The organism is Candidatus Nitrospira nitrificans, assembly GCF_001458775.1.
GTDB lineage: Bacteria > Nitrospirota > Nitrospiria > Nitrospirales > Nitrospiraceae > Nitrospira_D > Nitrospira_D nitrificans.
The window spans coordinates 223,734-248,074 of the sequence record NZ_CZPZ01000031.1 but is presented as its reverse complement, the minus strand read 5'-3'; the positions used below and the strand labels follow the sequence as shown (position 1 = coordinate 248,074).

Genomic DNA, 24,341 nt, shown 5'->3' with positions numbered 1-24,341 from the left:
CTGCTGGATCGAGATCGGCCAGCCCGGCGAGAAAACCTTGCGTCAGGCCTGCGGCCGCTCCGAACAGGTCATCGTCTATGCCTATGGAGCCCGCAGCGCCGAAGTCTGGTGGGAAAGCCAAAGCCCGGCGCTCGATCGGCTGAAGAACCTCACGGTGACGCTGCTCCCGATGGAAAGCGTTCGTGCTTTGGCTGCAATGGCAAAACCAGCTATGCAGTTACAATGGACAATCCAGGACGGGCATATCTGGATTGCAGATGGGGCGCAGACCCTCCACCTTGAATTACAGCGCTTGAAGAGCTGACAACACGAGCGCCTTGTGCCGGAGATGGACTAGAAGATGAGCATCTGCAACAGATTGGAGTCCAAGACTTGAGTAACGTATGGCAACAGCCAGACAAGGCATCAGCGCCATGTATCAGTTATGCGATACACCTCCCAGATCCATAGGCCGCCACCTCGCTTGACGGACCCGTTGCTTACCGCGTAGCATACACCCACGGGATTCAGCAGGCTGACTATCTTATATTCCTCTCCTATTCAGCCTATTCTCGATGCGATCGGTCCCTCGGTCTTCACGTCCCAACGCTAAGTGACACGCCGTACAGCACCAGACGCCGCCATTACACAAGAGGAGTCGCCGATGACTACCAACAGACCGATTACCGACCGTATCATGGCCATGCTCAAAGACTCGCCGGAGTGTGACTTCGACCTCTTCGTGACACAATGTCCCGAGCTCACCTGGAACGACCTCTTTCAGGAGGTGGGGCGTTTGAGCCGGGCCGGGCAGGTCACTATTACACGGGGGGTCGGCGTATTCACTGTCAAATTGGCCTCGGTGAAATAGCGCCGAGTTCTACCGCATCAGAGTGACGCCTCAACAAGAAGTGCCTCGCGCGCAGGCAGAAACCATTCTCGGGCGATGTCCGGCGGGAAGAGTAACGAGATGAATGGAAAGAAACCTACCGGCCTTGCTGGAGATGGACGATGGTCCCGTTTTCGCCGCTCGCCCACCCATGCATGGCATCGGAAAAACTGAGGCCGAAGAGCGAGGACAAGGCGATCGATGTCCCCTCGCTCCAGGTGAGGCCTGCGTCGGTCGTCCGATAGAGCATCCCTCGCTCGCCGACAATCCAGCCTTCTTGCGGGCTGGTGAAACGCACCTTCAGCAAATCCGTGAGCCTCGTACACGTCGTTCCGCAGGGTAAGGTCTGGTCAACCCATTTGGCGCCACGGTCCGTCGTCTGAAACAAAGCCCCCGCATTCCCCACCGCCCAGCCGGTCATGGAATCGGTGAAAAAGACATCGAACAATGTCACCGCGTTCTGCGTTTCTTGCAGAGTCCAGGTGGCGCCTCCATCGTCCGTCGAAAGGACGGTTCCCAGGGCTCCGACGATCGTACCCTTCCGGTCATCGAGAAAGTGCGCCGCATAGAGCGTCGCGGTCGTGCCGCTCGCCTGTTCCATCCAATGCTGGCCGCCATTCGTGGTATGAAGGATCGTGCCGGCGCCTCCGACCACCCATCCGACATCCGGAGACGTGAAATAGACCCCGTACAGTGCCTGCTGAGTATCCAAACGTTGTGGAAGCCAGGACTCTCCCCCATTTGTCGTGCGACTCAGAAATCCCCCGGCCCCCGTCACCCATCCTTTCGAGGAGTCGGCAAAAAATACGGACGTTAACAACGTAGACGTTCCGCTCACCACCCGTTTCCATTTCTTCCCGCCATCGGTGGTTTTCAGGATGGTGCCTCCCGTTCCTACCACCCATCCATTCTGGGGTGAACGAAACTGAATACTCATCAAGGTTGATTTGGTGTGACTCGCCTGGGTGGCGGCGAAATTATGGGTGTCTGCGCTCCCAGCTGATCGAGGAAGCAGAACCATCATACCGAGCAGGAGAACGAGCGGCGCGACACTGTTCCGACGATGAGCGCGACCGAGAGGAAACCATGCCGGCATTATTGATTGGTGCTCGCGTCAGGCCTGTTGTTATCCCAGTAGCTTGAATCGGGAAGCCCTTTTGCTTCGATGGTGAACGGTCCGGCTTCAAGCGTAACCCACTTCTTCGGCGAACAACACGTGCCATCAAGAAGCAGATCCCATGATCCTCGACGCACGACCAAGGGGCCGGTCGCCAGATTGTCAAAAAACTCACCCTTCTTCCCGATTCCATAGAGGTTACGGTGCGGGACCTTCACGATGATCTCCTCATCGGTCCACGATTGAACCAGCGCGGCGGCTCCGTTAAACAACACTTCCGTCCGCGACACGTTGGAGACGACATTCTGACTTTCCCCTGGTTCGTTGATTTCAATATCGGTTCGCCGCTTGTAGGCTTTCTGATTCAATTCTAAATCGGCATGTTCAGCGGTCTTGAGAAACGTTCCGAATCCCCGGCCTTTAATCGTCACCGTGGCATCCAACCCAGCGCTCTGGGGCGCATACGATTCAATGACCGGCGTGACAAGCGTGAAGTCCCCGGCCTCGATGGCGAGGGTCCCCCGTTCGGCGCAACAGAGTCCGTTCATATCCGGGCTGTTTGCGCTCCGATACACCACCACCTTGCCGCTTTTCGCGCTGAACGGCACCCAGACATCGATTCGGTCGTCGTTCCAACGATAGAGCACCGCCGGCACCCCGCCGATTTCGACTCGATTCTCACCGGCATTGAAATCCATGAAGTTGTAGGGCGTCGACCCGCTCTCCGAGTAAAACCCAAAGTGCTCACCGTTGATGCGCAGCAACGTCCCGATGGGCGCGCTGGCGGGACTCATGGAAATGACGCGAGGAACATGAACGGTAAACTGTGCGAGCACCCGTTCCCGTCCTTGACGTTTCAGCACAAGCGGACCCGACTCCGCACCGAGCGGGACGTGGAAGACAATGACATCGTCTTTCCATTGCGCGATGGTCACCGGCCGTCCCCCGAGGAGAACCGCATCATCCATCAGCTCTTTGGCATTCCCGAACCCCTGGCCGAACAAGACCACTTTCGTGCCTACCGGTCCACTGACCGGATCCACTCGAATGGACGGAATCAGCGCCAGCGGAACGGCATTGCTCACGACATACTCGACCGGAGCACAGCAGGATCCGTCCGGGAGCGGATCGGAAGAGGCCAGTCGAACCACGACATCCCCGCTCACCGCGTTCGTCGGAATTTCAAGCTCAATCTTGTCGTCCTTCCAGCGCGTGGGACGCACCAGCACCCCGCCGACCAGCACGTCATTGACACCGAACATGGTGTTCGGGTCGCGCGCGCCCGCCGAGAGCCCGAAATGATGACCGGTGATCTGAAGCGTCGTTCCTCGTTCCGCTTCCGTCGGCGTGATGGTCTCAATCCACGGCATCGCAAGGTTCAAAAATCCGGCGAGCAATTTCTTCTTTCCGATCAGCACTTCGACAAACCCGCTGGTCGCCTTGAAGGGAACCTTGATCTCGATCACACCCGGGTCCCATCGCTGGACCAACGCCGATACCCCATTCACGGTGACTCGGTTGAACTGAGTCGACTTAAACGCTCCAAACCCTTTCCCGCTCAGGACCAATGTCGCGCCAGGGGTCACGGACCGGGCGGACAGTTCAATGCCCGTCCTCCCGGCGTGCGCGAGAGAGATCATTCCCCCACAGAGGACGACAAGCGAGAAACAAACGGCTGTGATGATGACTCTATTCATGGATGGCCTATCGGAAAGGAAAGAAACAAGCTGGGGACCGCGTCAACGACATAACCGACTTTAACAAGCGATTTTTTTCAGAGTCAAGTGCGCGAAGCAGGTCAAAACAGACTGGTACTACTTTTCCGCACCGGCATCAATCACCTCACGGCTCGCCGAGCACGATCCTCACGGAGCAAGTCAGCACAGTCGCTGACGCCAGCCCCACTTCCTCAACCGCTTGCACGAGGCCGACCGAGAAGATTCTGGAATAAACACACCCGGCTCCTGGCTCAATCAGAGGTGGGCAGCGGGACGATGGAATCCGCCATTGCGGAAGATGCACCGACGGCCTGGCCTCGCTGATCTTTGATATAGACGCTGCCTTTCAAGGCCTTGGCTCGTTTCTTCAATTCCGAGGCGATCCTGCTGACATCGCCGGGATGGGCGATAGGAGACCACTCATTGGTGACGACGGCGATCGAAAGACTCATGATCGGAAACTGCTCTTTATTGCCTCGGCGATCCACGGAATCGATGTAGCCCTTGAGGCGATCTTCGCGATCGTAGAAGTCCGGAATCACAAGATCAAATCGTTTGATGACGGTCCGGCAGATCGCGTCGATGGCATGTGGCCGGCTCATGAAGACGAAATCGTCTCCCCCGACATGGCCGACAAACCCTTCCGGGCCGGCCAGTTCTCCCACCACCGTCGTGAGGATGCGGCAGGCCACGATGAGCACTTCGTCTCCACGTCCATAGCCGTAACGATCGTTGAAGGACTTAAAATTGTCGATGTCGACGTAGGCGAGCGCGAAGGGCTGCTTGCTGTGAATCCTGGAGGTAGTCTCAAACAGGATCGTGGTGTTGCCGGGAAGACGGGTGAGAGGATTCGCATCGAGCGAACGGGTCGACCGGCTCAAGCAGAGGCGTATACGATGCACGACGTCTTCCGCCCGATAGGGAATGGTGATGAAATCGTCCACCCCCAATGAACCCCAGTCAATGTCGTTGAGTCGACTATCCCGTACGAAGACCATGAGAGGCAGGCGTCCCAGAAAGGCATCGAGCTTGAGGTCTCTTGTGAGCGTTTCCACTGAATGGCCCCCGGTTCCTTCAGCGGCCAGGATGAGGCAGGGCGGATCATGGACGAGTTCATGCAGCGCGAGATCCGGTAGATTGCCCTCCACCACCTGAAAACCGGCTTTCTCCAATACCGGGGTCAACGTCAGGGCAGAAGTCAGCTCGTTGTGGAGAAGCAGAATTCTCCGGCCTGCCGTGGAGCGGTTCATAGATAGTCGTCAATGGTCGCGAACTCGTTCGAAGCCTTGTCGATACATTCCTTCAATCGGTGCTCATCCAGCCCGACCATGTCCCAAGCCGCCCTCGACAGAGGGGGAATGATGTCATCTCCCGGGTTTCCACAGGCCAGCCCTTTGACCAGAATATCGGCCACATGGACGATAGCCGTGTGCAGCACGGCTTCCTTAGCGAGGGTCGGATCATGGTGGTAGAGGATCGGCTCCCGGAGTGTAACCGGCAAATGCCACGCGTTCGCCAGGCAGCCGCCGATATCCGCATGAGAGAGGCCCGTCAGCTCCCGCTCCACGTCGAAGAGTCGGCGATCACCGCCGGTTTTCAGAGCATCTTTGATGCTGTTTCCCACATCCGGCCATTTGACGTAGAGCACGACTTTCCCGATGTCATGAAGCAGGCCTGACACGAAAAGTTCTTCGGGATTCTTGATCTCCAGCCTGGTGGCCAGGAGATTGGCGGTAACGGCGACGCCCAGAGAATGTCGCCACAACTGATCCATGCCGGCCTCTTTCATGATGCTGAGGGCCGAGGCACAGAGCGTCAGCCCCTTGACGACATTAAAGCCCAGCACGATCACGGCGTGGGTGACTGAGCCGATGCGGGAGGGGAACCCGTAAAACGGTGAGTTGGCGAGCCTGAGAACTTTCGCCGCGAGCACTTGATCCTTTTCGATGATTGAGCCGATCTCCTCAGTCGAGACGGTTGGACGACCGATCATGGCGGCAAGCCGCTGCACGACATGAGGGAGCGTGGGAAGGTCTCCGAGCTTCTCGATCCGATTGCGCAGATCTGTCGGATTGAAGGCGCTCATGTTGCCCGAGACTCCTCGGTCACGGAGGCCATGCCATGGGTGGCACGCACATGCGTGCGGAGAGTCCGGAGGATCAGTTGCTGAATGGGATCTTGAGCGACCTTCCGGAACCGGTGCTCAAGTTCGGCTTCCAGTTCCGCCAGGGTTTTTCCGCCTGAGTCCAGGGCATCGCCCTCCACATACACTGAAGCCAACTCCATCTGCCGAAGCCGTTCGATGATGGCTGCATCCAATATCGTTCCAGCCGCGACAATGGGGAGTCCATTGGCATTCGTCACCGGTCTTGCCAGGACCATGTCCGGCAACAGCTCAAGAAGTACTACTCGTCTCATGAAATGTGGTTTCCTGACGATCGGTTCATACCTCAACCGGGTGTGTGTCGTTTGACCGAACGAATAGGGCAGACGCATCCGCCGGCCGTCATTCCCTTATCGGACTCACGACATTATTTCTAAAGGATTTTCACCATTGAGGCGATCAACTGCCGGACGGAAAAGCAACGGGATTCGGGCTGGTTCAATGGCAGAAGGATGAATGAAAATGGGGAGCCCTATGCTCAATTGTTTGTCCAAGGAAATCGTGGGGTAGAGGAGGATCCACTTATCATAACGTCATTGTTGCAATGGGTTGTAACTCCCTGCCTTGAGAGAAGTCCATGCCCAGAAACTGGAAGTTACCGCCACTATAAAAGAACCATCTCGGTTTAGAGGAGTTATGGATGGGGGTCAGCAGAGACCACCCCCTGCCAAAGTAGGGTAGACAGTACCGTTGCGGCCAAATAGGATGTTCGCCCATCCTATAAACGAGAGGCCCCGTGAGCATCAGCCCTTCCGTTATTCAAGAAGTTTTCCCAGAGAGCCACACTGCCACCGATGCGTTTATCCGAGATGGAATGAGCCCCATCGAATTGAAGAAACTTGCCGAGCTGATCCGCACCCACCATCCAACCGATGTGCTTGAAATCGGCATGGCCAACGGAACAAGCTCCATTGTCATGGCTGACACGTTGCGTTCGTGGAATGGTCGCTTGACTTCCATCGATCCACACCAAACGCTGCCCAGCCCGACTGGGTACGAGTCCGCTGGCGTCCATGCCGTGGCGAAAATTCTTCCTCATCACCGGCTGATCGAGGAATACGATTACTTGGCCTTGTCTCGCTTGGTGGAAGCTCGCGAGCAATTCGATTGCATCTTGATCGACGGATTTCATTCGTTTGATCTCACCCTACTTGACTTGTTCTATGCCGACAAATTGCTTGCCCCTGGAGGATTACTGCTCTGCCATGACTCTAGCTCTCCGGCGGTGTATAAGGCTTTACGGTGGCTTGAAACCAATAAGCCCTATGACCGTCTTTCGCCTCCGCTGTATACCGGCGCATGGTCTATTGGTCGTAAAATCGCTTACCGCCTGTTGCATGGAGCAGAACGGAAAATGCGACAGATGGAGTGGCACATGCTGGCCGCGTATCAGAAGCAATCGGCTCATACGATGCCGGAGCATGTCCTGACTGAGTTCTGATCACTGCTCCGTTCCTAATAGAATGTGATGCCTATCTGTCGCCTCATTACCACTCACAGCAACCATCGGCACCTCGATAATCATCCAACTACTTGAGAAATCTAATCTCGGTCGCGTCACTCTTGATCCTGCTGATGTTTCCTCGGAGATGCCGACGCCTTGGATGGAAGTGGGCCGGTTGACGTGTGACATCTACGAGCAATAACAAGTCAGTAAGCTGTGCCGGTCATTTAGATGGAGGTCGATCAGGCGTCGTCTGATTCACACCGCTATAGGTTACAACGCCAATCCCAAGGTTTACTGAGCCGATGTCCGCAAAAGCCACGGTCTATGAGCCGCTTGACGAACTCTTCAGCCGATACCTTGAGATGGTAGTCCGTACCAAATGCAAACGCCTGACCATCCACCAGGCACCCGATTGGCCCCATTGATTTTAAATTGAATATAGAGCCCATTCCATCGGCGAACGTCATGCCGCTATGGGGCCATCATGTTGAACCATCTGGCTGCCGTCGTTTTACCTGCTAAGCCAGAGGTGACTGACGCGCAATTGTCGGTATCTTCATCAGCCAGGACAACGTTGTTGGCCGCCACTGTCACCAGGAGCAAAGACAATACATGGGTTAAAAGCGGGCGGGCATCTTTTCACGGAAGACCTATGCCGGGCATGCGAGAAATTTCCCTCCTGCCATTTATATCGTCATATGATTCGACCTCTCGAAGACCGTTGAAGCGGTGTTTGGGGGAACGTCCGCACGTCTACGTGACAAGTTCCACGATCAATTCAATTTCCACGGGAGCCTGGCGGGGAAGTTCAGCGGCGCCGACGGCGACACGCGCGTGTCGGCCTGCGTCGCCAAACAGAGAGACGAGCAGATCCGAGGCGCCATTGAGCACTTGAGGTTGATCCGTAAACCCAGGGGCAGACGCAATATGGCCGACCATTTTGACGATCCGTTTCACTCGATCCAGCGAGCCGGCCTCATGCTGAATGATGCTCAATCCATTCAACACGGCCGCACGTGCAGCTTCCACCCCCTGCTCGGTAGATACGGTTTGTCCGAGCTTGCCGGTCATGATGAGTTGTCCATCGCGTGACGGCAACACCCCGGAGAGAAACAAGAGATTCCCGACCCTGACCGCCGGCACATAGTTGGCCACGGGCTTTGGAGGAGCCGGGAGCGTCAATCCAAGAGCTCTTAATTTATCCTCATAGGACACGCTGTATCTCCTCCTCACTTTTCCGACCTACACCTCGCCCGTCACTCTTCATTCCTGCCTACCCTGGCCTGAGCGCATCCAAGAAACTCTCGCCAACCGGTAATCGTTCGGCTTGCAGCGCCTCCACAATGGTCTGCCCCACATCGGCGGCGGTCGATCGGCTTCCCAAATCGACGCCTTGGGCTAGTTTCGGGCCGGTCACGAAGACCGGCACATACTCGCGCGTGGGTGTCCGACCCGGCAATGAGAAATCGCGTCCATGATCACCCGTCATCATCACCACATCGCCGAGGCGCAACTTCTCGAACAAATCCGGCAGCCGGCGATCAAACTCTTGCACGGCGGTGGCCGACTGTCCGGCATCTTCCGACAGGAGATCCAGGCTGGCGCAGATAAGACCCCGAGGCATCTTGTTTAACAGGCCGATCACTTCATCCACCGCCGCCATCGCCGATGCCACCGAGAGGGCCTTCGTAAACCCCCGCCCGCTAAAGAGGTCATAGACCTTTCCGATTCCCATGGCGATCTGACCGGATTGGCTCAAGGCATCCAACATCGTCGTACCCGAGGGTTCGCTCACGAAGTCTTTACGCCCGGCTTGCGGTTGAAGCAGGTCATGCCCGCCGATGACCGGCTGTCCGACGACACGAATGAGCGTTCCCGCATCCTTCACGGCCTTTCGGATCTCGCGACAGCGTTGCAGGAATTCCATCGGTGCCATGAGGGACTCATGCATGGCGACGACACAGGTATTGCCTCCGTCGGTCCATAGAATGGGCGCGCCGGTCGCCATATGCTCCATGCTATGCCGACGGAGCATCACCGCCATGGAGGAGAGACCTCGCCCGACCGACTTTCTTCCCATGATCTGTTCGACGATATCGACGATCGTGGAGGGGATACCCGAGCGACAGACCGTCGGAACTTCTTTCCGGATCACCCCGCTGATTTCCCAGTATCCGGCGACGGAATCTTTTCCCGGGGAAGCGAATCCCAGTCGGCCAAAAGATCCGTTCGGCTGGACCATGGCCCGTACACCCTTGATCGGAGCGATATGCCCCAGGCCCAACATCTCGAAATTCGGCAAACTCAGTCCATCGACTGTCTCAGCAAGATGCGCGAGCGTGTTCGCGTCGGCATCGCCATAGTCGGCCGCATCCGGCAACGCCCCGATTCCCAACCCGTCGATGACGAGCAAAATGACTCGTTTAATCATTCGCGGACTATATCAAATCGCCGTAGTCGGACATAGGGACGTATGGCACTGGCAGACCACGGTCACCAACCCGTCCAGCCGGCGCCGAGAAAGCTGCCGTGGCTCGCGCATGACACGCTCCTTATCCGCGCAAACAGGCCCGCCACTCGTCGATGATCTTCAGGCTTGCACTGGTCCCGATCCGGTCTGCTCCGGCTTCCAGCATCGCCAGCGTGGTCTTCCAATCGCGTATCCCGCCCGAAGCCTTCACCTTCGCCCGCCCTGCGACAGCTTCCTTCAAGAGACGGACATCCTCGACCGTGGCGCCGGCGGCGCCGAACCCGGTCGAGGTTTTCACATAATCCGCCCCGGCTTCGATGACCAATCGGCAGACGGTCCGTTTCTCCTGCTGCGTCAGATAGCAGGTTTCGAGAATGACCTTGTGCTCGGCGTTCGGTGTGGCCTTCACGACTTCGGCAATATCGGTCCGCACATAATCATGATCGCCTGACTTCAGCCGGCTGACGTTCAGGACCATGTCCAAGACCCGCGCGCCATGGGTCGCCGCCTCAACCGCTTCAGCCACTTTGATCTTGGTACTGTGCCCTCCTAACGGAAAGCCGATGGGGATGCCCACATGAATGCCCGTGCCGCCCACCGCCGCCACAGCCTCATCGACGTAGCAGGGTGGGACAAAAATCACGGTGAACCCGTGGTCCTTCGCCTCCTGGCACAGCCGCAGCACATCCGTCTTCGTCGCATCCGGCCTCAACACCGTATGGTCGATCACAATAGGGAGGTTCCATCCTGACATGGTTTACGAGACTCCTTCTTCATGACGTGTCTGTCTGCCGTTGGGGGACATCAAAGTCTGCGAACGATTGCCCGGCCGGAAGGGACGCTTCTGGTACTTTTCCACCGCCTTGTTATGTTCCACCAGCGTCGCGGAGAATTGATGGGTGCCGTCGTTCTTCGAGACGAAATAGAGATAGGCGGATGGCATGGGATACAGGGCGGCACGGATCGACTGTGCTCCAGGATTGGCGATCGGTCCGGGCGGCAGACCGGCCCACCGGTAGGTATTGTACGGATTGGGGTGCGACAGATCTTTTTTGTGAAGGTTTCCGTCGAAATTCGGCAGACCGTAGATCACCGTCGGATCGCTCTGCAGAGGGATGTGTTTCTTCAGCCGGTTATGAAAAACGGAGGAGATATGCGGACGTTCCTCTCCGGCACCGGTTTCCTTTTCGATCACCGACGCCAAGGTCAGCACTTCATGGACCGTCAAGTGAATGTCTTTGGCCCGCGTCTGCCATTCTTGGGTCATGACCTGGCTGAATTGGTTGACCATGACTCGCATGACATCCTTGGCGGTTGTCGGACGGGTAAAGCGATAGGTATCGGGATAGAGATACCCTTCTACCGTTTCAGCCGAGATTCCGAGAGTCTTTAGGAAGACCCCATCGACGGCCAATCCGAGAAACTCCGCGCGATCCGTAATCCGGTGCTCGGCCAGCACATCGGCGATTTGCTTGAACGTATAGCCCTCGGGAATCGTGACGGCGTGCAGGATCACCCGACCGAGAATCAGCTTCGAAAGGATGTCCGCCGGAGTCATGGCCGCATTGAGCTCATACTCTCCGGGATGAATTTTTCGGTCGGCTTCCTGAAGCTTCCCCAGCAACAGAAAGACCGGACGGCTCCTGATCAACTGCTCCCGTTCGAGCAACGCCGCCGCTTGCTGAAAGGTCGTCCCTTCGGGAATAACGACGACTTTCTGAGGAGCCAGATCAGGATTGGAAACGACCGGAGCCTCAGCCCATCGGATCATCTGATACCCGACCAGCCCGGCGAGTACGACGATCACGAGGACCACGATGAGGATGAGACGAAGCGTCATAGGTCGGACTGTCTTGGAGAGACTCCCCCCACTCTTCTACCTTCTCCTCCGAACACGTGTGACCGTCGCGAGTCCCCGACGAAGTCTGAGACTCAAGGTAGCTCTGGAGCAAAATCGCGGCGGCCACACGATCGACCACTCCTTTGCGCTTCCTGCGGCTGACATCGGCGGCGATCAAGAGGTCTTCCGCCGACCTCGTCGTCATCCGTTCGTCCCACGTGACGATCGGAACCGATAGTGCCTCTCCCAAATGGGCGATGAACTCGTGAACCGCCTGTACCGCCGGCCCTTCTTCGCCGTCGAGCCGCAACGGAAGCCCGATCAATACTTCTTTAACCTCATGTCCCTGCACCAACTGTTCGATGTGGGCGATATCGCGGACCAGCGTTCGACGCTCAATGGTTTCCAGCGGCTGCGCCGTCCAGCCTAATTCGTCGCTGAGCGCGACGCCGATCCGTTTGGTGCCGTAATCGAGCGCAAGAATGCGGCTAGGCATGATTCTACCGCCGGAGAGTGGTTTCAACCAGACCAAAAACCTTTTCCAACGCGGCGTCGAGCTTGCCCGGATCCTTCCCCCCTGCCTGAGCCATCTCCGGTCGTCCGCCCCCGGTTCCCCCCACCTCAGCCGCCATGACTTTGATGAGCTCGCCGGCTTTGAGCCTGCCGATCAAGTCTTTCGTCACGACAACCAGCAACGAGACTTTATCGTCGCCGGTCGCCGCGCCGAGCGCGATGACACCGCTCTTCAATTTGTCCCGGAGCTGATCCGCCAGCGCCCGCATGCCGTTCACATCCAGGCCATCCGTCCGTTGCGTGTGGACCGCCACCCCGGCGACCGTCCTGGCGGTCGAGGCCACCGCAGCGCCGGCGGCCATTTTCAATTTCAGCTCTTCCAGCTCACGCTCCTTATCCTTGAGTTGCGTGATCAGCTTGCGGGTCTTGACGACCAGATCGGACTGCCCTGTCTTCAATAGATCCGACAGCTCGCGAACATCGGCTTCAAGTTTCTTCATGAGGAGATACGCGCCGCTGCCCGTCTGCGCTTCGATCCGGCGCACACCGGCCGCCACGCCCCCTTCCGAGACGATGCGGAAGAGTCCGATGTCACCGGTCTGCCGGCAATGGGTACCGCCGCACAGTTCCTTACTGAACGACTCCACGCTCACGACGCGCACCTGGTCGCCGTATTTGTCGCCGAAAAACGCCAGGGCGCCGTTCGCCACGGCATCCTGGATGCTCATCACTTCGGTGCGCACGGTCTCATTCTTGCGGATTTCTTCATTCACCGTCGATTCGATATCGTCGATGTCGCGGGACGACAGGGGTCGAAAATGGGCAAAGTCAAACCGAAGACGGTTGGGTCCCACCAGCGATCCATACTGCTTCACATGCGGCCCGAGCAAATCGCGCAGGGCCGCATGGACGAGATGCGTCGCCGTGTGATTGCGCGCGGCGTCCAGACGCGTGGACGCATTCACCGTCATATGCAGGCGCTCGCCCTCTCGGATGCACCCCTTGCGGACCGTTCCCTTGTGCAAGACGACCGTCGGCGCCGGTCTCGTCGTCTCCTTGATGTCGACCACCCCTTCAGGACCGGTCAAGGTTCCCTGATCTCCGACCTGCCCACCGCCCTCCGCATAGAAGGGCGTGACATCCATCGCCAGTTCGACCGGCTCCCCTTCGACCGCTTCCTTCGCCAGTTGCTCGCCTTTCAGAATCGCCCGCAAGACGCCGTCGCTTTCCAGATACTCATAGCCGACGAAGGTCGTCGCGCCGATCCGCCCGGCAAGTTCCGCGACGGCCGGTCTGGCTGTTTCCTGCTCGAATCCGCCGGTCTTGCGCGCGCGAGTCCGCTGCTCTTCGATCGCCGAATCAAAACCAGGTTCATCGACCGTCATATCCTGTTCCCGGCAGGCTTCGGTGATCAGGTCCATGGGGAACCCGTAGGTGTCATAGAGTTTGAAAACGTCGCCCCCCGACAAGACCCTGTGTCTCGCCGCCTTCGCCCGCTCGATCATCTCGTTCAAAATCGGCAACCCCTGGTCGAGCGTCGCGATAAACCGCTCCTCTTCGCCTCTCGTCGCTTCGGCGATCGTGCCGGATGCCGCGCGCACTTCCGAATAGGTGGCGGCCATCTGGTCCACGACCGTTGCGCTGAGTTCGTGCAGGAACGGCTCGACAATGCCGAGCAGCCGGCCATGGCGCGCCGCGCGGCGCAGAATCCGCCGCAACACATACCCCCGTCCCTCATTCGACGGCAGGACGCCGTCCGTCATCAAAAACGTGATGGCGCGCAGATGGTCCGCTATCACGCGCATCGAACGGTCGGAGGAATCCTGCTTGCCGTACTCGATGCCGGCCCGACCGGCGATCGCCGCCAGCAGCGGCGTAAAGAGATCGCTGTCGTAATTGCTGAAGACACCCTGGGCCACGGCGACTAACCGCTCGAGCCCCATCCCCGTGTCGATACTCGGCTTCGGCAGCGGGTGGAGGGTCCCGGAGGCGTCACGGTTGTACTGCATGAAGACGAGATTCCAAATCTCGATCACCCGGTCGCCCTCACCGTTCGGCCGGTCATCGCCGGGTACGGACGGACCCTGATCGACGTGAAGTTCCGAGCAGGGGCCGCAAGGCCCCGTGTCCGCCATTTGCCAGAAGTTGTCTTGTTCACCGCACCGAACGATGCGTGACGGCGCGACGCCGATCTTCTTCCAAAGTTTCTCCGCGTCGTCGTCTTCGCGGAAGATCGTCACCCACATCCGGTCCTTCTGCAGCCCGACCGTCTGCGTCAGAAACTCCCATCCGAATCTGATGGCATCGTCTTTGAAATAATCGCCGAACGAGAAGTTGCCGAGCATCTCGAAGAATGTGTGGTGCCGCCTCGTGTACCCGACATTTTCGAGATCATTGTGTTTCCCGCCGGCGCGCAGGCACTTCTGCACGGATACGGCGCGTGTATAGGGGCGGAGCTCTTCTCCTAGGAAGACCCGCTTGAATTGATTCATGCCGGCGTTGGTGAAGAGCAGAGTCGGATCCGCCTGGGGAATCAAGCCCGAGCTGGGCACCGCCTGATGGCCGTGCTGTTCGAAATACCGGATGAACGATTGCCTAAGTTCCTGCGCAGTCTGAGTCATGCGTCCATTCCTTCATCGCTGATGCGACCTTCCGGCACAATACGATCGATCGCCTCTTCATCGAACCCTCGTTGGCGCAGGAAACGCACCGATTGCGACGGCGTCAACCGGCCGCCATGGCGCTGCCTGGCGTTCAGCGCTCGACGAGCCATTCGTTCTTCACCCACCTCGCGGAACGCGTCGGCGATCACCCGATCCGCCACCGTCTCGGCAATTCCCTTGGCCTGCAACTCCGCCTTGATCCGCGCCTGTCCCATCGGCCGAGAGACCAGCCTCCGCTCCATCCATCGTTGGGCATAGGCATGATCGTTGAGATATCGGAGATCGGACAATCGACGGATCATGATCCGAATCTGAGCGGGCAGGGCTCCTTTGGATCGGAGAAATTGTTCGACTTGCGCCACCGTACGATCACGACGGGCAAGAAACCGCATGGCGAGCCGCATCCACCCGTCTGACGGGGACTGCCCGCCCTGATCACGCCCGGCCACTCGCCGGCCGCTACCGATGGCCCCGCTTGTCTTCGCCGCGGGCCGCAGGCTTCTCTTCTTTGGTCTCAGATTTCGTCTCGGCTTTTCTCTCGCCGCGAGCCGGAACTCCCGCCGCCTCTCGAAGCTTCGATTCGATCTCGCGGGCCGTCGAGGCGTTATTCTTGAGGAAGTCTCGCGCGGCATCGCGGCCCTGACCGACGCGCTCTCCCTTGTAGGAATACCAGGCGCCGGATTTTTCGATGATCTTCTTGTCGACGCCGATATCCACCAATTCGCCGGTCTTGGAAATACCTTCGGCGAACATGATGTCGAACTCCGCCTGCCGGAACGGCGGAGCCATCTTGTTTTTCACCACCTTCACGCGGACACGGCTCCCCATCACCTCCTGCCCCTCCTTGATGGACTCGATCCGTCGGATATCCAAGCGGACGGACGAATAGAACTTGAGCGCGTTGCCGCCGGTGGTGGTCTCGGGATTCCCGAACATGACGCCGAGCTTCATGCGAATTTGGTTGATGAAAATCACCGTGGTCAGCGATTTCGAAATCGCCGCCGTGAGCTTCCTTAATGCCTGCGACATGAGCCGTGCCTGAAGCCCCATATGGGCATCGCCCATTTCGCCTTCGATTTCCGCGCGAGGCGTCAACGCCGCGACCGAATCGACCACGATCAAATCGACGGCGCCGCTTCGCACCAAGGTTTCGGCGATCTCCAAGGCCTGCTCGCCCGTGTCCGGTTGGGAGACCAGGAGATCGTCGGCCTGCACGCCCAGCTTCTTGGCATAGGTCAAATCCAATGCATGCTCCGCGTCGATGAACGCGGCGACCCCTCCTGTCTTCTGCACCTCGGCGATGCAATGCAACGTCATCGTCGTCTTGCCGGACGCCTCCGGGCCAAAGATCTCGATCACCCGTCCTCGCGGAAGCCCGCCGACCCCGAGGGCAATATCGAGTCCCAGCGAGCCGGTGGAAATCGCCGGTACGTCGACCTTGTCTTCCGCCCCCAACTTCATGATGGCTCCCTTCCCATACTGCTTCTCGATCTGGGACAGGGCTAAGTCCAGCGCGCGCTTCTTGTCGTCTTTTTCGGACATACGAATCTCCTACAAGATGAGAGGAAGAAATCCAGCCGATTATACCCAAGCCATGTGGTAAAACCTAGCCTCATCTCACCGAAGAGGAGTGAGACACGCCTCATGGAGCAGGCCAAGCCGATGCGTAAGAAAGGCGAAATCAATAGCGGGAAACCGCCTGAGGTGATTCATTTACAGGAAGTCGACATCTTGCGGGGACGCCTCATGCGCGGCGATGATCGAACCGACAAAAAGGAATTACGAACCTCTCCTCGTATTCCGTTGGATTGCCGCCTGTTCTTTTCGAGCACCGAACTGGTCGAGGCTGATGCGACACTCCTCGATCTGTCCAGCACGGGCTGCGCGGCCGAGTCCGAGACCACCGTCCGGATCGACATGAGCCTCGACCTGTGGATCTTTTCCCCCAACTATAATTGGCGAATGCATATCGACCATGCCGTCGTTCGGTGGGTCCGAGGACAGGTCTTCGGCGTGGAGTTCCTGAATCTGCGGCCGGTTCAGCGAAAACGACTCCGTCAGCTGGTCGAGAAGTTCAGAGCGCAATAACTCCTCATCCGAACTCCCCACAACAAAAAACATGGTCCGCCGGGGAAGCTTCTCGGGCCTCCGCAGCTTGTACGTCAACTGACTGATCAGGTCATCATTCGAGAGGCGGTCCAGATGGAAAGCATGGGCCCCTCTTACAGTTAGGCATTGACCTAAGTGTTCATCTGATGTATGGTTAGGCATATGCCTAACCAATCCATACAACTCGATGATGTCTTTTGCGCGTTGGGAGACCCCACCAGGCGAGCCGTGCTCGAACGGCTGAGCAAGAAGCCCGCTCCCGTCAGCGAATTGGCGGCGCTCTTCGACATGGCACTGCCGTCGTTCATGCAACACCTGAACGTGCTGGAGGAGTGTGGTTTGGCGCGCTCCAACAAAGCCGGCCGTGTACGAACCTATCAGCTTGAACCGAAAGCGCTGAAAGCAGCAGAACAGTGGATGGCCAAGCATCGGGCGATCTGGGAAGCCCGTCTCGATCAGCTCGACGACTACCTGAATAAAATGAAGGAGACCAGCCGATGACGATATTGCGACATCAGCCAGACCCTCGACTCGATTTGGTTCTTGAACGCCTCGTCGATGTTCCGCCGGAGTTGATCTGGAAGGCATGGACCTCGCCGGAACACCTTAAACCCTGGTTCACTCCCGCTCCATGGAAAACAGTCGACTGCGAAATCGACCTGCGTCCGGGCGGGATATTTCGGACAGTCATGCGTTCACCGGACGGTCAGGAGTTTCCCCACATCGGCTGTTATCTCGAGATCGTCACGAACGAAAAGCTGGTCTGGACGAACGCGTTGCTGCCGGGCTATCGGCCGGCTCCTCTACCCGCCGAGGCTGAGACCACCTGCGACTCATTCTTCTTTACGGCCATTCTGCTCCTTCAACGGCATCAGAAGGGAACCAAGTACACGGCGCTCACGATCCACAGAGACGAAGCAGGTCAGAAACAGCATGAGAAAATGGGATTCCACGAAGGTTGGGGGACGGTGCTGGATCAATTGGTGGTGTATGCGAAGACTCTCTAGCGTGTGAACTCTAAAGCTGCTAGGGTCTGTACACAATTGAGGAACTTCAGTACAGTCTGTTTTTTTCAGGAGGAACCAGACACGATGCCTCGCACACTACTCAGAAATGACCAATGGGAACGAATCAAGGATTTACTCCACCATCCCCGACATGCATTGATTATCCATGCGCGCGCTGATGTAGGAGACGGGAAGCGCGTTCTTGACGTTACGAAGCGGCTATCTCACGGAAGCATATATTCTCTGCAGAGCGCAGACCTTTTGATCGCCGGCGGGAACGCCAACTGGGCAATTGACGCTCAGCGACAGAATTACTGGGTGTCATCCTGGCCACGGCATCTCAACTCCTTGCCTCCATCCGCACACTCCTGAAGCCGTCAACCTTTTCCGCGAACCGGTCCATCAGGTATAACGACTAACAAAGACCAGCAGGTGAGCCGTGAGGCTCATGACGCACTCAACAGAATGCACAAAACAAGACTTGCCCCGACCTTTGACCGAGCTAAACGGAGGTTTGGCATCACTGGCGCTCTATCTCACTCCTCGTTCAAGAATGCCTCAATGTCCTTATCTCGGCCGGAGAAGTGCTCAGACTGCTTTGTTCTTGAACTAGTAAGATGGAAATAGCGCCAGCACTCGCTCACAATTTCCCCCCAGCTCTTTTGGTAAGTCTCCTGGTACCACGCGAAGCCCTCGCTTGGAATGCAGTCGGTGCTGCTGATAATGAGTCCGTTGAGTATTGGAATCTTGCGTGAATTGCAGTAATCACCGAGCCTGCATGCATACCAACCCACTCCATCCAGGTGCCGTAGAAAGGGATCGCCCCAATCTTAGATCGTAGATCGCAGGAGAGCTTACGCAGTACTTTCGCGGCATCATCTTCACCAGCTCGGTCCCCCACAGGCGTGAGAATCGCCTGAGCATGAAATACCACTGCGTAGCGAATCTCCTCCAATAACTTCTTTAGATCGTGAATAGGCTCGATGACTAATTTGCCAAGGAGTTGGCTCGTCACAAAAACAATCATGTACCCAGAACGGTGGCGGATGAGGTAATAAGAATTTTCGTTAGGTCATCCACTGCGTTTCATACCCTCTAACAATGTTTGGACAGACTGTATAATCCCCTCACGGCAGCTTGTCCGCCTCTGTCTAAGCCAACGAATAGGCACCAATTGCCCGCTGAAAATCGTAGGGTCGGATCTTGTATGGTGCACGCGTAGCAACAAAGCTTTAGCCATCCTGCTGAAGGAAACAAATAGTTGGGGATATCTCTGATTGCTCCATTCAATGTGTGTACCACCCCCAGCCTCCCCCGAATTCGGCGGCCCATCCCTTGCACCTCAGCGCGGCAAAACATTTCACCCTTTCCTGCGCACGGATGGCAGCACACACGGGCCAGTTCATTTGACGTAACGGCGCCAATCGATGTATCATAACGACCAGAATTCTGGCCTCTAATATTAGGAAGTTCACGATGGTAAAAACCTTGTCGTTATCGGAAGTCAAAACCCGCCTCCCTGAACTCGTGGCGGGAGTGCAAGAGCGTGAAGAGGAAGTCATCGTCACGAAGAATGGCCGGCCGGCGGCCATTTTGATGAATATCGATGAATATACCCGTCTCAAAGAGACCTTGGACGTCCTGAGTGATCCGGGACTCATGAACCAGATTGCCGAGAGTCGGGCCTTTTACAAAATAAAGCGCAAAGGACTCTCGTTTGAGGATGTGTTCGGCGAGCCCCTCGCGCCCGTCAAGAAACGCCGTACGGCGTGACATCCTTCCGACCGGACATCCCTCCGCATGTGGTGGACATAATCCGTTCGCTCCATCCTGACCTCAAGCAACTGATCAAGTCAGCTGTCCGTGCCATTGCCGCCAATCCCGAATGTGGAGAGCCGCTCAAACGGGAACTCGACGCGTTGCGAAAATATCGCGTTCGCCGCTTTCGCATCGTCTATGGCGCTGATCAGAAGAAACGAATCATTCGGCTAATGGCTGTGGGTCACCGTCGATCTGTGTATGAGGAGTTGGCGGAGCGGATTGGACGAAAAACCCGAGTATAGCCGCGTCTGAACGATGGTACAAGACTTGTACCCCTAGCGCTTCATAAGGTACCACGTCCGAGATTTCATTTCTCACGGCAACCATTTCATACGTTTGACGATCTCAGCGATTCGCCTGCACTCACACTGCGTGCCGATCCAACCTGCCCTCATCCCATCATGTTGTACTGAATCAAGACTTTCGCGATAGTCGCAGCACGCACGATGAAAACACTGGACGATATTCGCCGACAACTTTCCGCGGTAAATTCGAGTTCAGCCACCTGCTGTACTAAGTAACACCCACTGCCAACGTTGTTCACACCGCTCCAAGTCGAAGACCTCTTCTTACCAAATCGTATCGCCACGGCTCCCATCACCGCAATGAAGGGGTCGGGCGTCTTTTTTACTTCACGCTGCTTTGATGCCTGATGACGGCAGGTTACGAGACGGTTCAGTGGATGACACACAACTACTCGGTCCTCATAGCTGAGAAAAGCGCGGTCACGTTACTTCACCGTCGCACGAGAAATCGACTCCGACGCAGTCTGCAATCGTTGCGGTACCTGCTTGCGAGAGCTACCACGACATGCATAGGCTGATACAGGCGAAAGCTGCTCTTCCCTAACATTTGCCGCAGCGACTTACCTGCTGCCTTGACTCCCCGGCCATCTCACTTATAAGTTCTTCCCCCAAGGATTCATCAACTGACGTAAAGGACCGCCGATGCCCACGTTGTTGACGCCGCTTCAAGTTGGAGCGCTTCTCTTGCCCAACCGTATCGTCATGGCTCCTCTCACCCGTGTGCGGGCCGGCTCCACCCACATCCCCAACGACATCATGGTGGAGTATTACGCTCAACGCGCTTCGAGCGGACTCCTCATGACGGAATGCACGATGGTCGATGCCCACGCCTGCGCCTTCATGGGCGAAGGCGGCATCTATAGTCCTGCGCACGTGGCCGGTTGGAAACGCGTGACGGATGCGGTACATGCCAAGGGTGGCCGTATCTTCATGCAGATCTGGCATCCTGGCAGAGCCGCGCATTCGCTATTGAACGACGGCGAGCAGCCGGTCTCCAGCAGCGCGAAGGCGATTCGCCACGAGATGACCCACACGCCGGATGGCGCCAAACCCTACGAAGTGCCTCGTGCGCTCCGCACTGAAGAAATCCCACAATATGTGGAAATGTTCAGATCTGCCGCGCAGAACGCACGGCAGGCCGGCTTTGACGGGGTGCAAATCCATGGCGCTCACGGCTATCTGATCGACAACTTTCTGCGTGACGGCGTGAATACGCGCACGGATGTCTATGGAGGCTCTGTTCCCAACCGCGCTCGATTTCTGCTGGAGGTGACGGATGCCGTCATCGGCGTCTGGGGCGCCGGACGTGTCGCCGTGCGAATATCACCGCTGGTCCCGTTCAATGACATGGTGGAGAGCCGACCGGAAGCTCTGGTGACCTATGTCGCACAGGAATTGAACCGACGCGCGATCGCGTTCCTGGAGATTCGGCATGAGAACCACGCGCTGCCCGAGGAGCAAGCCATTTTGCACATCGCGCGAAAACATTTCCAGGCGGTGCTCATGAGCAACGGCAGCTACACCCGTGAGAGCGGCGAAAGGACGGTCACGGAGGGAGCAGCTGATGCGATTGTCTACGGACGGCCGTACATCGCGAATCCGGATCTGGTCGAACGCTTCGCCAAACAAGCTCCGCTCAACGACGTCAACTATGATCGCCTATACGGAGGTGGCTCGGACGGCTACAGCGACTATCCGGCTTTGGCCGGATGACACCCAGCCCACCCCCTGCAGTGTGGTGTGTGTAGCCGCTTACCCTACTCACGACGATGGAAGAGAACGAGTGGAGAGGAACCAGCGGATTAGCTGATAATCTCCGCCCGCGCTCGCACGACATTGGAGACTGACATGATTTCACGATGGATGAGACTCTGCGTCCTCTGTGCCCTGTTGCCGCTGCTCCTGGCCATGCGCCCCGTGGATGAGAAACTTCTGATGGCCGCACGAGACGGCAATCTCAACCAAATCAAGACCCTGCTTGATGAAGGAGCGAACGTCCAAGCCGCCAATGAGCAGGGGACGACATCACTGCATGCCGCCGCCTGGAATGGGCACCGCGACGTGGTCGCGCTCTTGCTGCGCAAAGCCGCTCCGGTCAATTACGCCACCAGCGACGGAGCCACCCCGCTCTATATCGCGGCGCAGAATGGTCATTCGGCGGTTGCCGCGCTCTTGCTGAACAACGGAGCGGCGGTGGATCAGGCCACCAACGTCGGTGTGACGCCGTTGTTCATCGCCGCGCAGAACGGCCATCGAGAGATCGTGGCGCTCTTGCTCCAACACAAAGCCGACGGGAACCACGTTGCGGAAGACGGTGTCACGCCGCTGTTCATTGCCGCGCAGAAAGGCCATCACGGCGTGATCGAGTTGCTTCTTCAACAGGGGGCCGCCGTGAATCCGGCCCTGCCCGATGGTTCGACTCCGCTCTTCGTCGCAGCCCAGCATGGTCATGTCGCGACCGTGTCGCTCCTCGTGAATAAAGGCGCGGCAGTGAACCAAGCCATGACGGATGGCGCAACGCCGCTGCTGGTCGCCTCGCAGAACGGTCATCTCGCCGTCGCGAGGCTCCTCCTCGAACAGGGAGCCCTCGTGAACCAAGCCGTCCACAACGGTGTGACTCCGCTCCATGTCGCCGCGCAAAACGGCCATCAAGAAATAGTGGCGCTCCTCCTAGAGCAGGGCGCGGCGATCAATCAGAAAGCACGGAACCATGCCACGCCCCTCCTCCTCGCCGTGCAAAATAACCATCGAGACGTTGCGGCGCTGTTACTCGCCCATCGGGCGCTGATCAACCAGCCGGCGCCCGATGGCGCCACCCCGCTTCACATCGCGGTCGCGGCAGGCCATCGAGACATGGTGGCGCTCCTCTTGAAAAAACGAGCGGACGTGAACGCCCAGACGGCAGACGGCAAAACCCCGTTGCATGTGGGAGCCTATCAGGGCGATCGAGAGATCGTCACGCTGTTGCTCAAGCACGGAGGGAACAGACGCGCCAAAACACTATCCGGCGAACGTCCGATCGACGTCGCCCGCCAACAAAGCCACCGCACGCTCTTTTCTCTCCTGAAACCGTAGGCGTCTGTATCGATGTCCTTCTTCGAACGCACGACAACGGATTTCAACCAGGCAAGCCCGATTGAAAAGCCATTGTCTACCCATGAACGAGAGTTCACCTCGCTGTTGATCTGCGAGGCCTCAGCAGTGTAAAGGAACGCGCGATGAATACCGCGACCATGCTTCAGCACCACGCTCGTCGATCGTGCCACCAGGAAAAGGAGTCTGGGGCATGAAGCCGGTCGCCTCGCGCTGGACCTTTGCCCTCTGTCCGCTGCTGCTCTTGAGCGGCTGTATGACGGCGCCGGAGGAGAAGCTGCGGCTGGCCGCCGCGGAGGGCAATTTGCTCCGAGTGCAGACTTTCCTTGGACAAGGTATCAGCGCTCAGGTGGCGGATGCGCACGGCGTGACCCCGCTCTTTTTGGCGGCAAAGAACGGGCATCAAGAGGTGGTGGCGCTCCTCCTGGAACGAGGAGCAGCCATGCATCCCATGCGGCAGGACGGCGTCACGCCGATCTTCGTCGCGGCACAGGAAGGACAGCGGGAGGTGGTGGCGCTTCTTCTTAAACACGGAGTGGATGCGAATGTGCGCGCGCCGATAGGCGATGTGACGCTCTTACATGTTGCGGCCTATCGAGGCGATCAGGAACTCATCACCCTCCTGTTGCGGCATGGAGCGCATAAGCATGCCAGAATGACATCCGGAGAACGCCCGGTAGGTTTGGCCCAGGCGCAAGGCCACACGGCACTGATCCCGCTCCTCGAACCATGACGGCTTTCACGGCAACCTCTTGCTGCTGCTAGTTACATGTATTCCTCCCACTTCCCATAGCTCGTTCGCTGGTCCCACACATCCGATCCAACAGTCGCTCTTCGGTTTCAAACAAATTCGTATCCGGTCAGATACTGGGGTGTATCCGAACCGATAACGTTGAGAGCTTGTAAGAAGCGTTCCTCGTCTCCTTGGCTTCCTGCACCGCGCAAAGAGAGAATCTTCCGTTTGGATAGCCGTGGCATTGATCGTGCTCCATCGACGAGCAGCCTCCCTGAGGCTTTTCTTCTCATTCCTCACTCAGGGAGGCATTCAAGGGAGGTATGTATGGCACACACAAACTGCTCATCAATCGATATGGCTGCCAACGTCTATTTCCGAGGATGCATTTCAACAATCTGCGCGTTCGGATGCGCGATGCTGCTGATAGGGACGCTTGATGGACGCCCGGCGCATGCCGCAGCACTCACGGA

At 57.7% G+C, this 24,341-nt stretch carries 24 protein-coding genes; 11 read left to right on the top strand and 13 right to left on the bottom strand.

Annotated elements, in window-relative coordinates; genetic code table 11:
- A partial coding sequence (locus tag COMA2_RS15305; protein ID WP_139077413.1) for a YaeQ family protein occupies window positions 1–304 on the top strand: 304 nt, incomplete at its 5' end.
- A 339-nt stretch (window positions 305–643) separates the two neighbouring features.
- Window positions 644–850: a hypothetical protein gene (locus COMA2_RS15300; protein ID WP_090900139.1), complete on the top strand. Its 207-nt coding sequence runs from the start codon at window positions 644–646 to the stop codon at window positions 848–850.
- A gap of 115 nt (window positions 851–965) precedes the next feature.
- On the opposite strand, the gene COMA2_RS15295 is transcribed toward COMA2_RS15300, so the two are convergent.
- The 5 genes from COMA2_RS15295 to COMA2_RS15275 form a co-directional block, all read right to left on the bottom strand.
- Window positions 966–1,889, bottom strand: coding sequence for a WD40/YVTN/BNR-like repeat-containing protein (locus tag COMA2_RS15295; RefSeq protein WP_281176455.1), 924 nt, complete (start codon window positions 1,887–1,889; stop codon window positions 966–968).
- A 74-nt stretch (window positions 1,890–1,963) separates the two neighbouring features.
- Window positions 1,964–3,682: an IPT/TIG domain-containing protein gene (locus COMA2_RS15290; RefSeq protein WP_090900134.1), complete on the bottom strand. Its 1,719-nt coding sequence runs from the start codon at window positions 3,680–3,682 to the stop codon at window positions 1,964–1,966.
- A 272-nt stretch (window positions 3,683–3,954) separates the two neighbouring features.
- Complete coding sequence (locus COMA2_RS15285; RefSeq protein WP_090900132.1) at window positions 3,955–4,953, bottom strand: GGDEF domain-containing protein; 999 nt, start codon at window positions 4,951–4,953, stop codon at window positions 3,955–3,957.
- Entirely contained in the window at window positions 4,950–5,789 is an 840-nt protein-coding gene (locus COMA2_RS15280) for an HDOD domain-containing protein (RefSeq protein ID WP_090900129.1), read from the bottom strand. The genes COMA2_RS15285 and COMA2_RS15280 overlap by 4 nt, the downstream gene beginning before the upstream one ends.
- Window positions 5,786–6,121, bottom strand: a complete 336-nt coding sequence (locus COMA2_RS15275; protein WP_139077411.1) for a hypothetical protein — start codon at window positions 6,119–6,121, stop codon at window positions 5,786–5,788. The genes COMA2_RS15280 and COMA2_RS15275 overlap by 4 nt, the downstream gene beginning before the upstream one ends.
- Before the next feature lie 482 nt (window positions 6,122–6,603).
- On the opposite strand from COMA2_RS15275, the gene COMA2_RS15270 reads away from it, so the two are divergent.
- A complete protein-coding gene (locus COMA2_RS15270; protein ID WP_090900122.1) occupies window positions 6,604–7,308 on the top strand; it encodes a class I SAM-dependent methyltransferase in 705 nt (234 codons plus the stop codon).
- 759 nt (window positions 7,309–8,067) lie between these two features.
- Here the strand turns inward: COMA2_RS15270 and COMA2_RS15265 are convergent.
- The 8 genes from COMA2_RS15265 to recA form a co-directional block, all read right to left on the bottom strand.
- A complete protein-coding gene (locus tag COMA2_RS15265) occupies window positions 8,068–8,529 on the bottom strand; it encodes a RidA family protein (RefSeq protein WP_090900119.1) in 462 nt (153 codons plus the stop codon).
- Between the two features lie 58 nt (window positions 8,530–8,587).
- Window positions 8,588–9,745, bottom strand: a complete 1,158-nt coding sequence (locus tag COMA2_RS15260; protein WP_090900116.1) for a phosphopentomutase — start codon at window positions 9,743–9,745, stop codon at window positions 8,588–8,590.
- A 121-nt stretch (window positions 9,746–9,866) separates the two neighbouring features.
- A complete protein-coding gene (deoC, locus tag COMA2_RS15255) occupies window positions 9,867–10,538 on the bottom strand; it encodes a deoxyribose-phosphate aldolase (protein WP_090900113.1) in 672 nt (223 codons plus the stop codon).
- Between the two features lie 3 nt (window positions 10,539–10,541).
- A complete protein-coding gene (gene mltG, locus COMA2_RS15250) occupies window positions 10,542–11,624 on the bottom strand; it encodes an endolytic transglycosylase MltG (RefSeq protein ID WP_090900110.1) in 1,083 nt (360 codons plus the stop codon).
- Window positions 11,539–12,120 carry a Holliday junction resolvase RuvX gene (gene ruvX, locus COMA2_RS15245; protein ID WP_090900107.1) on the bottom strand — a complete coding sequence of 194 codons (582 nt, stop codon included), beginning with the start codon at window positions 12,118–12,120 and terminating at the stop codon, window positions 11,539–11,541. The genes mltG and ruvX overlap by 86 nt, the downstream gene beginning before the upstream one ends.
- Window positions 12,121–12,124: 4 nt before the next feature.
- Window positions 12,125–14,758 (bottom strand): alanine--tRNA ligase, encoded by a 2,634-nt coding sequence (gene alaS / locus COMA2_RS15240; RefSeq protein WP_090900104.1) that lies wholly within the window; start codon window positions 14,756–14,758, stop codon window positions 12,125–12,127.
- Window positions 14,755–15,192, bottom strand: a complete 438-nt coding sequence (locus COMA2_RS15235; protein WP_175304647.1) for a regulatory protein RecX — start codon at window positions 15,190–15,192, stop codon at window positions 14,755–14,757. The genes alaS and COMA2_RS15235 overlap by 4 nt, the downstream gene beginning before the upstream one ends.
- A 67-nt stretch (window positions 15,193–15,259) precedes the next feature.
- Window positions 15,260–16,342 (bottom strand): recombinase RecA, encoded by a 1,083-nt coding sequence (recA, locus tag COMA2_RS15230; RefSeq protein ID WP_090900098.1) that lies wholly within the window; start codon window positions 16,340–16,342, stop codon window positions 15,260–15,262.
- A 120-nt stretch (window positions 16,343–16,462) separates the two neighbouring features.
- Here recA and COMA2_RS15225 point away from each other — a divergent pair, with 120 nt between their 5' ends.
- From COMA2_RS15225 to COMA2_RS15185, 8 genes are all read left to right on the top strand, one after another.
- Window positions 16,463–16,888 (top strand): PilZ domain-containing protein, encoded by a 426-nt coding sequence (locus COMA2_RS15225; RefSeq protein ID WP_175304646.1) that lies wholly within the window; start codon window positions 16,463–16,465, stop codon window positions 16,886–16,888.
- A 183-nt stretch (window positions 16,889–17,071) separates the two neighbouring features.
- On the top strand, window positions 17,072–17,410 hold the full coding sequence (locus COMA2_RS15220) for an ArsR/SmtB family transcription factor (RefSeq protein ID WP_090900092.1): 339 nt from the start codon (window positions 17,072–17,074) through the stop codon (window positions 17,408–17,410).
- Window positions 17,407–17,916 carry an SRPBCC family protein gene (locus tag COMA2_RS15215; protein ID WP_090900089.1) on the top strand — a complete coding sequence of 170 codons (510 nt, stop codon included), beginning with the start codon at window positions 17,407–17,409 and terminating at the stop codon, window positions 17,914–17,916. The genes COMA2_RS15220 and COMA2_RS15215 overlap by 4 nt, the downstream gene beginning before the upstream one ends.
- Window positions 17,917–19,392: 1,476 nt before the next feature.
- Window positions 19,393–19,689, top strand: coding sequence for a type II toxin-antitoxin system Phd/YefM family antitoxin (locus COMA2_RS15205; RefSeq protein ID WP_090900083.1), 297 nt, complete (start codon window positions 19,393–19,395; stop codon window positions 19,687–19,689).
- Complete coding sequence (locus tag COMA2_RS15200) at window positions 19,686–19,979, top strand: type II toxin-antitoxin system RelE family toxin (RefSeq protein ID WP_090900080.1); 294 nt, start codon at window positions 19,686–19,688, stop codon at window positions 19,977–19,979. Before COMA2_RS15205 ends, COMA2_RS15200 begins: the two co-directional genes overlap by 4 nt.
- Before the next feature lie 705 nt (window positions 19,980–20,684).
- Window positions 20,685–21,755, top strand: coding sequence for an alkene reductase (locus COMA2_RS15195; RefSeq protein ID WP_090900077.1), 1,071 nt, complete (start codon window positions 20,685–20,687; stop codon window positions 21,753–21,755).
- Between the two features lie 135 nt (window positions 21,756–21,890).
- Window positions 21,891–23,117 (top strand): ankyrin repeat domain-containing protein, encoded by a 1,227-nt coding sequence (locus COMA2_RS15190; protein WP_090900074.1) that lies wholly within the window; start codon window positions 21,891–21,893, stop codon window positions 23,115–23,117.
- A gap of 211 nt (window positions 23,118–23,328) precedes the next feature.
- Window positions 23,329–23,868 (top strand): ankyrin repeat domain-containing protein, encoded by a 540-nt coding sequence (locus COMA2_RS15185; RefSeq protein WP_090900069.1) that lies wholly within the window; start codon window positions 23,329–23,331, stop codon window positions 23,866–23,868.
- Window positions 23,869–24,341 lie beyond the last annotated feature (473 nt).

Bases quoted from the DNA above. Each gene is read 5' to 3' on its own strand.
- recA (WP_090900098.1), bottom strand. From the start codon at position 16,342: ATGTCCGAAAAAGACGACAAGAAGCGCGCGCTGGACTTAGCCCTGTCC.
- alaS (WP_090900104.1), bottom strand. From the start codon at position 14,758: ATGACTCAGACTGCGCAGGAACTTAGGCAATCGTTCATCCGGTATTTC.
- COMA2_RS15190 (WP_090900074.1), top strand. From the start codon at position 21,891: ATGATTTCACGATGGATGAGACTCTGCGTCCTCTGTGCCCTGTTGCCG.
- ruvX (WP_090900107.1), bottom strand. From the start codon at position 12,120: ATGCCTAGCCGCATTCTTGCGCTCGATTACGGCACCAAACGGATCGGC.
- COMA2_RS15285 (WP_090900132.1), bottom strand. From the start codon at position 4,953: ATGAACCGCTCCACGGCAGGCCGGAGAATTCTGCTTCTCCACAACGAG.
- COMA2_RS15275 (WP_139077411.1), bottom strand. From the start codon at position 6,121: ATGAGACGAGTAGTACTTCTTGAGCTGTTGCCGGACATGGTCCTGGCA.
- COMA2_RS15215 (WP_090900089.1), top strand. From the start codon at position 17,407: ATGACGATATTGCGACATCAGCCAGACCCTCGACTCGATTTGGTTCTT.
- COMA2_RS15295 (WP_281176455.1), bottom strand. From the start codon at position 1,889: ATGGTTCTGCTTCCTCGATCAGCTGGGAGCGCAGACACCCATAATTTC.
- deoC (WP_090900113.1), bottom strand. From the start codon at position 10,538: ATGTCAGGATGGAACCTCCCTATTGTGATCGACCATACGGTGTTGAGG.
- mltG (WP_090900110.1), bottom strand. From the start codon at position 11,624: ATGACGCTTCGTCTCATCCTCATCGTGGTCCTCGTGATCGTCGTACTC.
- COMA2_RS15280 (WP_090900129.1), bottom strand. From the start codon at position 5,789: ATGAGCGCCTTCAATCCGACAGATCTGCGCAATCGGATCGAGAAGCTC.
- COMA2_RS15300 (WP_090900139.1), top strand. From the start codon at position 644: ATGACTACCAACAGACCGATTACCGACCGTATCATGGCCATGCTCAAA.
- COMA2_RS15290 (WP_090900134.1), bottom strand. From the start codon at position 3,682: ATGAATAGAGTCATCATCACAGCCGTTTGTTTCTCGCTTGTCGTCCTC.
- COMA2_RS15185 (WP_090900069.1), top strand. From the start codon at position 23,329: ATGAAGCCGGTCGCCTCGCGCTGGACCTTTGCCCTCTGTCCGCTGCTG.
- COMA2_RS15225 (WP_175304646.1), top strand. From the start codon at position 16,463: ATGCGTAAGAAAGGCGAAATCAATAGCGGGAAACCGCCTGAGGTGATT.
- COMA2_RS15235 (WP_175304647.1), bottom strand. From the start codon at position 15,192: ATGCGGTTTCTTGCCCGTCGTGATCGTACGGTGGCGCAAGTCGAACAA.
- COMA2_RS15220 (WP_090900092.1), top strand. From the start codon at position 17,072: ATGCCTAACCAATCCATACAACTCGATGATGTCTTTTGCGCGTTGGGA.
- COMA2_RS15205 (WP_090900083.1), top strand. From the start codon at position 19,393: ATGGTAAAAACCTTGTCGTTATCGGAAGTCAAAACCCGCCTCCCTGAA.
- COMA2_RS15260 (WP_090900116.1), bottom strand. From the start codon at position 9,745: ATGATTAAACGAGTCATTTTGCTCGTCATCGACGGGTTGGGAATCGGG.
- COMA2_RS15195 (WP_090900077.1), top strand. From the start codon at position 20,685: ATGCCCACGTTGTTGACGCCGCTTCAAGTTGGAGCGCTTCTCTTGCCC.